The sequence below is a fragment of the Gordonia sp. NPDC003425 genome (genome assembly GCF_053588635.1).
Map to the genome: position 1 here is coordinate 1 of NZ_JBSFQI010000028.1, position 10,326 is coordinate 10,326.

General features: G+C 66.3%; 7 protein-coding genes and 1 pseudogene. 3 read left to right on the forward strand and 5 right to left on the reverse strand.

Features of this window, described 5'->3' with window-relative positions; translation table 11 throughout:
- The first annotated feature begins 41 nt into the window (after nt 1–41).
- Nucleotides 42–1,466, forward strand: coding sequence for an IS1380 family transposase (locus tag ACWDTD_RS20130; RefSeq protein ID WP_449748905.1), 1,425 nt, complete (start codon nt 42–44; stop codon nt 1,464–1,466).
- A gap of 288 nt (nt 1,467–1,754) precedes the next feature.
- Here ACWDTD_RS20130 and ACWDTD_RS20135 read toward each other — a convergent pair.
- Nucleotides 1,755–1,862, reverse strand: a pseudogene (locus ACWDTD_RS20135) (Lsr2 family DNA-binding protein); the annotation flags it as partial.
- A 435-nt stretch (nt 1,863–2,297) separates the two neighbouring features.
- Between ACWDTD_RS20135 and ACWDTD_RS20140 the strand changes: the two are divergent.
- Nucleotides 2,298–3,455, forward strand: coding sequence for a lipase family protein (locus ACWDTD_RS20140; RefSeq protein ID WP_449748911.1), 1,158 nt, complete (start codon nt 2,298–2,300; stop codon nt 3,453–3,455).
- A 77-nt stretch (nt 3,456–3,532) separates the two neighbouring features.
- On the opposite strand, the gene ACWDTD_RS20145 is transcribed toward ACWDTD_RS20140, so the two are convergent.
- The 3 genes from ACWDTD_RS20145 to ACWDTD_RS20155 form a co-directional block, all read right to left on the reverse strand.
- Nucleotides 3,533–4,750, reverse strand: coding sequence for a TY-Chap domain-containing protein (locus ACWDTD_RS20145; RefSeq protein ID WP_449748906.1), 1,218 nt, complete (start codon nt 4,748–4,750; stop codon nt 3,533–3,535).
- 151 nt (nt 4,751–4,901) lie between these two features.
- Nucleotides 4,902–6,632: a SulP family inorganic anion transporter gene (locus ACWDTD_RS20150; RefSeq protein ID WP_449748907.1), complete on the reverse strand. Its 1,731-nt coding sequence runs from the start codon at nt 6,630–6,632 to the stop codon at nt 4,902–4,904.
- 133 nt (nt 6,633–6,765) lie between these two features.
- Nucleotides 6,766–7,545 carry a protein kinase domain-containing protein gene (locus ACWDTD_RS20155; RefSeq protein WP_449748908.1) on the reverse strand — a complete coding sequence of 260 codons (780 nt, stop codon included), beginning with the start codon at nt 7,543–7,545 and terminating at the stop codon, nt 6,766–6,768.
- Nucleotides 7,546–8,014: 469 nt separating this feature from the next.
- Between ACWDTD_RS20155 and ACWDTD_RS20160 the strand changes: the two genes are divergently transcribed.
- On the forward strand, nt 8,015–8,749 hold the full coding sequence (locus tag ACWDTD_RS20160) for a ricin-type beta-trefoil lectin domain protein (RefSeq protein WP_449748909.1): 735 nt from the start codon (nt 8,015–8,017) through the stop codon (nt 8,747–8,749).
- A 44-nt stretch (nt 8,750–8,793) separates the two neighbouring features.
- On the opposite strand, the gene ACWDTD_RS20165 is transcribed toward ACWDTD_RS20160, so the two are convergent.
- Entirely contained in the window at nt 8,794–10,107 is a 1,314-nt protein-coding gene (locus tag ACWDTD_RS20165) for an ISL3 family transposase (protein WP_449748910.1), read from the reverse strand.
- Between the last annotated feature and the right edge of the window lie 219 nt (nt 10,108–10,326).

Here is a 10,326-nt window from a genome sequence, read left to right on the forward strand (position 1 = left end):
CCCGGTCCTTGAGTTCCTCACTGTACTTGCGTGGTGCTGCCATGCTCTCCATCCTTCACAGGTTCGAGAGCCTCCGACAGACCCGGGGCGGTTCATTGTCTCACAGTCATCCGGTCAGGTCTGCATCCTGTGATGATCCGAATCTGCTCGGCGCGGCCGGGTTGGTGCCGGTGATGACGCTGGCAGAACGGGCGGGTCTGTCGGAGTTGGCGCTTGAGCATCTGAGTGTGCCGACCGACAAGGGCGCGAATCCGCATCGGAAGGTCTTCTCGCTGGTCGCCGGGATGGTCGCCGGTGCCGACAGCATCGACGACATGGCGGTGGTGCGGCACGGGGCGATGGGCCGGGTGTTCGATCACCCGTACGCGCCGTCGACGCTGGGATCGTTCCTGCGGGAGTTCCGGTTCGGCCATGTCCGCCAGCTCGATGCGATTGCCTCCCGGATGCTGGTCGGACTGCACGCCCACACTCCGGTACTGGCCGGGATCGATGATGCGGTGATGGTTGATATCGACGACTCGATCATCGAGGTCCACGGCCCGGCCAAACAAGGGGCCGGGTTCGGCTACACCCGGGTCCGCGGGTTGAACTCGGCCATCACCACCATCACCACCACCCACGGTGCACCAGTGATTGCCGCTCAACGCCTGCGCAAGGGTGCCTGCAATTCTGCGCGCGGGGCGCACCGGTTGATCGCCGATACGCTGGCGACCCTCACACGGATACGTTCCGCTGGTGCGTCGGGTCTTGTTCTGCTGCGAGCTGATTCAGCGTTCTACGGCCACCGTGCGGTCACCACCGCGATCCGCGCCGGCGCCCAGGTATCAGTCACCGTGCGCCAGGATGCCCACGTACGGACAGCGATCAGCGACATCGCCGACGATGCGTGGACGCCCATCGAGTACACCGACGCCCTCTACGACCAGGACAGCAGGCAGTGGATCTCGCGTGCTGAGGTCGCCGAAATACCGTTCACCGCGTTCACCTCCAAAGCCAAGCGCCTGCAGGTTCCCGGGCGGCTGGTGGTGCGCCGCATCCCTGACTTCGTACCCGCCGGGGACGGCTTGTTCGAGGTGTGGCGGTTTCATGCATTCTTCACCACCAGCGCTCTCGACACCGTCACCGCCGACAAGACTCACCGCGGGCACGCGATCATCGAGCAGGTCCACGCCGACTTGAAGGCCTCCGCCTTGGCGCACCTGCCGTCGGGACAGTTCTGTGCGAACGCCGCGTGGTTGGTGTGTGCGGTGATCGCGTTCAATCTGACTCGTGCTGCCGCGACCCTGGGCGGGCAACGTCTGGCCGAAGCCACCACCTCCACGATCCGCCGCACCCTGATCTGCATACCGGCCCGCATCGCATCCTCAGCCCGACGACTCGCGATGCACTTGCCCGCCGGCTGGCCCTGGGAGCACGAGTGGAACATGTTGTTCGACAACACCATCGAGCGACAACACACTGCCTGACACCTAACCCGCCCGGCTCACCAGCCCCGAACCCGAAACCCAGTGAAACACGCCGAAATCAGAGATCGGCGACTCCCGCACACCCGCAGCCAGCCCAAACGTACCAACACCTTTGACGACACTCCAGAGATCCAATCGGTGGATCCAGGCTTAAGCGGTCCCGACACCCGCGGTGGACCCAATGTAGCGCGCACCGCGTCGAACTCAACCCGGCCGTGAGAACTGCCGGAATTGTCGTGTCACCGGGTCATTCGGAAGACCCACCACGAAGGCCGCGAACATGTGGGGTCAGAGCGACGCCTGCGCCGCGCGGAAGGCGGCCACCACCGCCGCGGAGATCCGGCCCCGATCGGACACGGCGATTCCCGCCGACCGCGCCCACGGCCGCACGACAGCCGGCGCGGGAGTGCGGCCCCTCGTCGGTGGCCTCGATCACCGGCGCAACGGAGGTCTCACCCAGAGGGACCTCACTCGATGCCGTCTCCGACGACTCGGCTGTCCGGTGCAGACGCCACTCGCTCAGGCACGCACCGAACCAGCGGTACAACCACTCCTGCGCCTCGCCGACCTCATCGGCGTAGTCGCCCACCGGCAGGCTGCGGCGAACCACCTCGGCCTACTGCGCGAGAACTTGTAGCCGTAGCCCGGGTACGCGGTGACGTGCGCCGACGCGACGTCGGGCACACCGGGTACCTCTCCGGCAACTCCTTAGGCTAACCTAATCACTCGTTGGACCCAGTGCCAGTGCGCCGAGGCGATCTCCTCGACCTCGCGCCGACGATGACGAAGGGGACCTGCGACGTGCTTCGCAAATGGGTAGTGGTCTTGAGTGTGCTTCTGATCGGGTTGATCCCGTTCGTGGGGGCGCCCACCGCGTCGGCCGCCCCGCAGCCGACCATCACCTCCAAGGCCGGGGCCGGGACGGTGATCAGCTCCACCGACATCACCGACCAGCCCGATGCGCGCATGACCGGTGCCAAGAAGGTCATCGCCGTCACCTACCTTTCCGAGAACGCCCAGGGTGACCTCATCCCGGTGAAGGCGGCGGTCTCCATCCCGGAGACCAACCAGCATGGCCGGTACCGCATCTTCGCGTGGGCCCACGGCACCGCTGGACTCGGTGACGAGTGCACTGTGACCGACCGGATGGGTGTGCGCACCAACGGCAAGGAACGCTGGCGCGACTGGATGGGGCCGTGGCTGAGCGACGGCTACGTCATCGTCGCCCCCGAATATGCAGGGCTGGGCGGGCCCGGCGTCCACGCCTATTCCGACGGCCAGATGCAGGGCAAGAACGTCATCGACTCCGTTCGCGCCGCGCGGACCGTCGTCGAACAGTACGGCGACGGCAACACCGCCGGCACCGGATACCTGACCTCGGGCGGCTCGCAGGGCGGTCAGAGCGCCATCTTCGCCGGCCGCCTCGCCCCCACCTACGCACCGGAACTGCGCAACGTGGGCGTGAGCGCCCAGTCGGTGCCCGTCGACATCGCCGAGATGCTGTCGCTGGTGGCGCCCGGAGTGCCGCCGGTGGCCATCCCCGACTACGTCACCTACGTCTCCTACGTGTTGGCCGGCCTCACGGTGTCGCGTCCCGACATCGACGTCGACTCCTACCTGACGCCGCTGGGCAAGCGGCTCGTCGACGAGGCCGCCACCGCCTGCTACCCCGAATTCAGCCCGGCGACAAGCCAATACAACGTCGGTCAGATGGTGTCCCGGCCGCTGTCGGAGGGACCGCTGCTCGACGCCGTCCGCGCCAACTCCAACGTCCCCGACTCGGGGTACGAGGCCCCGATGCTGATCCAGCAGGGACTGCTCGACCCGATCGCGCCGGCGCCGTTGACCTCGGCGTGGGTGGATCGGGCGCGCGCCAACGGTGCCCGCATCGACTACCGGACCTACGAGGGCGCCACGCACGGTCTCGGTGCCTACGCGGAGACCGAGGGACATAAGTGGGCCGGCACGCTGGCGTGGCCGAGGAACTGACCTTGAACGAACTGACCCCTTGAACGAACAGACGCCGCGGGTGTGAGACCCGCGGCGTCAGTTCGGACCAGGCGACCTCAGTGCGCCGTCGGATGCTGGTCGGTGCCGCGTTCGGCGACGTGATCACCCGTCAGGGCGATGACCCGCAGCGCCGCACGGAGTCGGCGTGCGATGTCCGCCCACGCCTCCCATTCGGCGCGACACTCGCCTTCCTGGGACCCGTCGCGGTCGATCGCGGCCCGGTCGGCGGCGTGAGCCCAGACCGCGTACTGCTCCTCGGCGACGCCCAGGTACTCGAGGATGGCGGCGGCATCGCCATCGCAGATCGCGGCCACCTGCTCCGCTTCGAGGGGGCACTCGTCGCTGTCGAGTTCGATGAGCCGGGTGAGGGCCTCGGGGAGGTCGGCGTCGAGCAGGGTCGCGTCGGTGTCGGCAAATCCCGGCCCACCAGCCGGGGAGCCGGTATCGGTCGGGGTGTCGGCCAACGCCGCCTGGATCTCGGCGCGGCCGAAGTCCATGAAGTTCAGCCACTGGGCGATCCCGGCCGCCAGGTTCTGCCGGGAGAAGGCGGAGACCTCGACGGTGAGCACCGCGACCATGCACCGGTCATGCATGATCAGCTTGATCCCGGTGAACGTCAGGGTGCTGGTCGCGATGAACTCGTAGGCGCGCCCGATGTCGTCGACGGAGTCGATGACCGTGCCGAAGAACTCGACGGTGGGGCGATCGGTGAGGACCCGCAGCCACGACGAGGCCTCGCCCGTCGGCATCGGGATGTCACCGTCGGGATCGACGACGACGGGATACCCCGACATCGATTCCAGTGCGGTATGCACCATGGCGCGGAGCTCACCGTGGTTGTGCGCGATGGTGACCACCTCACGGGCCCATTCGCGGGGCGCGGTGTGCGGGTCGTCGAGGAAGGCGGGGTGCACGACGTCCCAGACCTCGCGGAACGTGGCGATCACCCGGGCGGCGAGGTCGGCGACATCGTCGCGGGTGACCGTGGATCGGAAGTGGTTGTCGCCGGTCCGGGTCCAGCCGAGCACGCCGAGACCCCAGATCTGCTCGGTCCGTGTCTCCGGATGCGAGTGCAGGTCCACGGAGTCGATGATCGCCCGGATCCGGTCGTCGTCGGTGACGGTGAACTCGACGAGGCCGTGGGCACCCTCGGGGATGGAGCTGTTCTGTTCGGCGATTAGCGACGCACTGGGGGCGAGGCGGGTCAGGCGGTCGGCAAGCTTGGCGCGGTACTCGGTCCAGGCCGCTCCGATGGTGCCGTCGAAATCACCCATGTCAATCCCCTTCGGACCTGTCGCTAGAGCGAGGCTACGGTCCGCCGTGAGCTGTGGAGTGCTGCGACGCAGGGATCCCACTGTTCGTATGACCCGTATGTCGGGGACATCGCACCGAGCGTTACCTGCGGACGAGCGTCACAGGGGTGAATCAGCCGGTGGGGTCGATGTCGCTGCGCAGGTGCCCGGTGATCTCGTCGATCTTGGCGCCGGTGGTCGGGGCGAACGAGGACTCGTCGAATCGTGGCCGACCGCCGACCTCGAGGTGATAGCGGCTGAGCTGGTCACGCACTGGGTCCTTCATCTCCGCCAACACGAGCGTCATCTCCTGTGAGCGGAGGAAGTCGTCGAGTTCCACCAACTCGTCGACGGCGGTCGAGTCGATCTCGGTGATCGGTTCGGCGGCGATGATGACGGTGTGCACGCTGCGTCCGTCGGCCAGCGCCGCGACCACCCGGGACCGGACGAAGTCGTCGAACATGCCGCCGTTGGCGAAGAACAGTGGTGCGTCGAAGCGGACGATGACGACGCCGTCGACGGGTCTGGCCTCGGGATGCCGGGTGAGGTCGTGGTATCCCCGCAGGCCGGGTACCCGGCCGAGTTCGGTGCGATACGGCCGCCACGCCAGGTTGACGAACGCCACCAGTGACAGCACCACGGCGAAGATGATGCCTTGGAGCACCCCGACCAGCGCCACTCCGAGGAACGCGACGACGCTCAGCGCCCCGTCGACCCGGTTGATGCGGAACAGCGCGGCGGTGCCGGGGATGTCGACGAGGGAGACGGCGGCGGCGATGACGACGGCCGCCAGCACCGCCGATGGTAGGTAGGCGGTGACGTTCGGGGCCACCAGAATGAAGACAACGATCAGCACCGCGCCGACCAGAGACGCCAATTGTGTTCGCGCGCCTGCCTGTTCGGCGACCGGGGTGCGCGACGACGACGCCGAGACGGCGAAACCACCGAGGAATCCGCCGGCGATGTTCGCCGCACCGACCGCACCCATCTCCTGATTGGGATTGACCGCGGAGCCGGCGCGGGCGGCAAAGGTCCGCGACAACACACTCGTGTCGGCGAAGGCGATGAGTGCGATGCCGGCCGCCGGACCGAGCAGGGACAGTGCGTCCTGCCAGCTCACCCCGGCCAGGTGCGGCGACGGCAGTCCGCGCGGCATCGCACCGGCCACCGGCAGCCGGTCCTGCCACCCGCACGCCGCGACGACGATGATCGCGCCGACGACGGCGACGAGCACACCGGGCACCGACTTGCGCCACCGCTTGAGACCGAAGATCACCGCCAGGCCGACGACGCCGATGGCCGCGGGCAGCCACTCGATCTCGGAGTGCGTCACGGCGTGCACGATGTCACGGACCTGCTCGATCACCGAATCGCCCTCGATACTGAAGCCGAGCAGTTTGGGGAGTTGGTCGAGCAGCACGATCAACGCGATGCCGTTGAGGTAGCCGATGCGGATCGGTTTGCTCAGCAAGTCGGTGACGAATCCGAGCCGCAGCACGGCCGCGACCAGCAGTACCAGGCCGACCTCGATCGCCAGCACCCCGGCCAGCGCGACCCGGTCCTCGTCGACGACGGCGAGCGGGATGATCGCCGCGGCGATGATCGGGGCGAGTGAGGAGTCGGGGCCCAACACGAGGATGCGGGAGGGTCCGACGAACGCGTAGACCAGCAGCGGGACGATCGTCGCGTAGAGACCGGTGACCGGTGGAAGACCGGCGACCTCGGCGTAGCCCATACCGGCCGGGATCAGCAGGGCGGTCACCACGATCCCGGCGACGAGGTCACCGCGGAGCCACGACCGGTCGTAATGCAGGAGGGTGTGCAGACCCGGGAAGAGCCGTGCGAGCCCCGACAGCGATGCCATGCCGAGGATTATCGGTCCTCACCCTGTCGAGTGGGCGCGCATTCCCGTCGAGTGTGCGCTGTTTCGCGTCGAGTGTGCGCGCATTCCCGTCGAGTGTGCGCTGTTTCGCGTCGAGTGTGCGTCCGCCAGTTGGTCAGACCGGGCTCAGACCCACCAATCGGCACAGGCGGTGCTCATCGATCACGTGGATGGTCTGGCCACGGCGCTTGCGTTCACGCACCGAGAAGAGTTTCCGACCCTCGAATCCGCCGACGGTGTTGTCGATCTGATGTGCCCGCACCAACACCGACGTGTCGTCGCTGACCGCCGACTGCACGACGCCGCCCGCGTCCTCGATGAGGTCGCGGAGTTCATCCTGGGTACCGATCTCGAAGCGGCCGGTGACCACCACTCGCTGATCACGCAGCGACGCCGGCCCACGTGTGCCGCCCATGTCGACGGTGCGAAGTGACCCGATGGCCTCGAGTGCGGCGGTGCCGTCCACGTAGCGCAGGCCCCGCGCCGCCGTCGCATGCCAGATCCAGCACTTGAGATCATCCGGAGCAGGCAGATCACGGATCCGGCACACGTCATCGTTGGTCCAATCGCGCCCGGTGAGCAGGGTGCAGGCCAACAACCCGACCTGATAGATGTCGAGCCAGGTCCCCCAGTGCCGGTACTGGTCGACATCGGCCGGCATGTAGGCGGGGGTGTAGGCGTCGAGCGCCAGATGCCCATCACGCAGAAACACGTTGGTGGGCTTGATGTCTCGATGGGCCACCCCCGCCGCGTGCATCAGTTTGAGTACCCTGAGCAGGTCGCGCAGTTCGCGGCGTACTCGCGCCGGCGGCCATCCGTTCCACTCGGGATCGTCGACGAGATCGCCGACCGTTCCTTCCCGCATCAGCTCGGACACGATCACATACCGGGTCACGCCGCGCGAGCCGGTACCGAACGCGAACGATCTCGACGATCTCGACGACCTCGCGGCGTCCGGCGAGCAGGTTCCCCATATGTGCCTCGCCGTGCCAGCTGGCACACACTTTTACGCAGACGTGCCGGATCACCCGATCGCTGGTCTGCGCCAGCCGGGCCGCGCGGTACACGACGCCGAAGCCACCGCCGTCCAATACACCGTCGATGCGATAGCGGTGACCGGTATCGCCGGTGATGATCTGGCCCACGCGAAGCGGCTGCCGTGCTCCTGCCACGGGTCCACGGTACGACTCGTTGACGGTGAGGGTGCCGCGTGGTCCATCGTGGTGTGCACCTCGGGACGACCAGGGCCGACCCGACGCGAGTGACAATGACGACGCACGCTTTCCGGTGCGATTCCACGCCTATTTCGGGGCATTCAATAAATCATCGGACGCTTTGCCCGAAATGGGGTTACCGTCTTCCTCATGAAACGGCCGAGAAGGTCACATACTGTCCGCATTCTTCTCTGTGTTTCGACGGTGTTCTTTGTCAGTGCTGCGGCAATTTTGGCTGTCGGTACGGCCTCCGCCGCGGACACGACGTACACGGTCAAGGCGAACCTGAATGGGCAGTGCCTCGACAATTCCGGTGCGATCGCGCGTGCCGGAAACGGGGTGCTGTTGTACTCGTGCAACGGCCAGGAGAATCAACGATGGACGGTGGACTCGTCCGGTCGAGCGGTGGTGCAAGGGTTCTGTCTGCAGCCCGTCGGGGGTGTGATCGCCAACGGCCGAAGTCTGCAAATCGCAAATTGCTCAACATCTTCCGCGCAGAAGTGGGAGCAAGGAGCGAACAGCTCACTGAGACCCGGCGGGACCTCGTACTGTCTGACCGCGGCGTCCGGAGCGGTCTCCCTGCGCACCTGTAGCGTAGCGACGAACCAGACGTGGACGCTGAGCGCCGACACCACCACCACAACCACGACGACGACAGCGCCGGCGACGACGACGTCCGCTGCGGTGACCAATCCGTCCGGTCAGGCGGCGCCATCGGGAGATCTCGCCGGGTGGCGACACATATTCGTCGATGAATTCACCAAGGATGCGGCAATCGGTTCGTGGGCGAATTCCTGTGAGCCGGACAAGATCGTTTACACCGGAGCACAGGGCCAGAAGTGGCGCACCTACCCGCAGTGCTATCTCGACACCTATCAGAAATGAATCGCCCCGGGTTTGCTGGCTCTTCGAAGTTAGGCGGGCACTGCTCAGCAGTGGAATTGCTGGTTGTTGGCCCGCTGGGCGCGGGTGCAGTGGAATCGTATCCGGCGGCGTGAGTTTTCGGTGTTGCGGAATCCGCAGGCGACGCGTTTGACCTGTTTGACCAGGCGGTTGTAGCCCTCGGTGCGGGCGTTGGTCAGCCCTGTCTGGACGAACGCCAAGATCGCCGGCCACCACGCCTCGATCGTGGTCGCCAATCGGGTGACTTCGGGGATGTCGGCATCAGCGCACCAGGTGTAGAAGCGGTGGAGCCGGTGACGGACTTCGCTGTTGTCCACATCCTGGTGTGCGGCGGAAAGTAGCTGGCGTAGTTCCTCTTTCGCGATGTAGGCGGTGAGGATCTGCGCGGACGGATCGTGATCGATCAACGCGTTCCACATCTTGGCAAATGACCTGTCCGACAGGTGTTCTCGAGCCGCGAGCAACCGTCGACGATTCGCCCATTCTGGGTCCTGCTTTCGCCCCCGGCGTCCGTGGGTGTCGAAGGTGACCCGCCTCCGCACCGCGGTCACAGCATCGTTGGCGAGCTTGACGAGGTGGAAGTGATCGACCACCACTTGCGCGTTGGGCAACAACTCGGCGGTGACCGCCGCGGCATACGCTGCTGACGGGTCGATCACCACATGGGTGATCTCGTCGCGAAACTGGGTGGTCTGCGTGGTGAGCCAACCGGTGACCGCCGCACCCGTGCGTCCTTCGACCTGCCCCAACAAGCCCTGATCGCCGTCCAGGTCGACGAATCCGGTGTCCCATGGATCAACCCGCACCCAGCGGCAGCCGTCGGTGTCGCGGGTCCAGCGAGGCTTGCCGCGGCGGGTCTCATCAATGCCGAGCACCCGCACCGGCATGGGATCGTTGAGCACCCGTTCGGCGTGTTCGACGAAGGCGGTGTGTGCTGTCGGCCACGACACGCCCGCACCTGCCGCGACCTCGACGACCGAACGGGCCGCGTCCCCGATACTGCGTCCGATCTGGGTGCGTAACCGGGTGGTGGTGCGCCGCCGCGGCGGGACCTCGGGAATCGATTCGGTGAACGAACTCCGCCCACACGCCTGATTGCGGCAGTAGTAGCGGGTCTTGTTCCACCGCAACCGAATTGGATCATCGCCGTAGGAGATGTCACGTGGCCGGGTGACCGCGTGGCCCTTCACCGATGTCGAGGCGACCCTGCATTCCGGGCACCTGGCCGCCCCCGGATCCACGGTCACCACATCCACCACACGAGCGCGGTCGGCGACCAATGCAACCGCCATGACTTCCAGTCCTTCCAACCCCAACAACAACGACGTAGGCTCGACCATGCCCCTGGTACTCCTTCACGAGAATCTGAGTGCTTCGCAACATCCAGATTTCCGGAGACCAGGGGCGTTTCACATCATCGACACGCCGAGGCTCTGACCAGGCAACGCCCGCCTAACTTCGAAGAGCCGGTTTGCTGGCTCTTCCGGATTCAGAGTGCATGCAGTCGTTCTGCGAGTTGGCCGGAGTGGATGAGTGACCGCAAGATGTAGTGGTTGAGG

Coding starts and splice junctions, on each gene's coding strand:
- ACWDTD_RS20130 (WP_449748905.1), top strand. CDS start 42: ATGCTCTCCATCCTTCACAGGTTCGAGAGCCTCCGACAGACCCGGGGC.
- ACWDTD_RS20145 (WP_449748906.1), bottom strand. CDS start 4,750: ATGGGTGATTTCGACGGCACCATCGGAGCGGCCTGGACCGAGTACCGC.
- ACWDTD_RS20150 (WP_449748907.1), bottom strand. CDS start 6,632: ATGGCATCGCTGTCGGGGCTCGCACGGCTCTTCCCGGGTCTGCACACC.
- ACWDTD_RS20160 (WP_449748909.1), top strand. CDS start 8,015: ATGAAACGGCCGAGAAGGTCACATACTGTCCGCATTCTTCTCTGTGTT.
- ACWDTD_RS20165 (WP_449748910.1), bottom strand. CDS start 10,107: ATGGTCGAGCCTACGTCGTTGTTGTTGGGGTTGGAAGGACTGGAAGTC.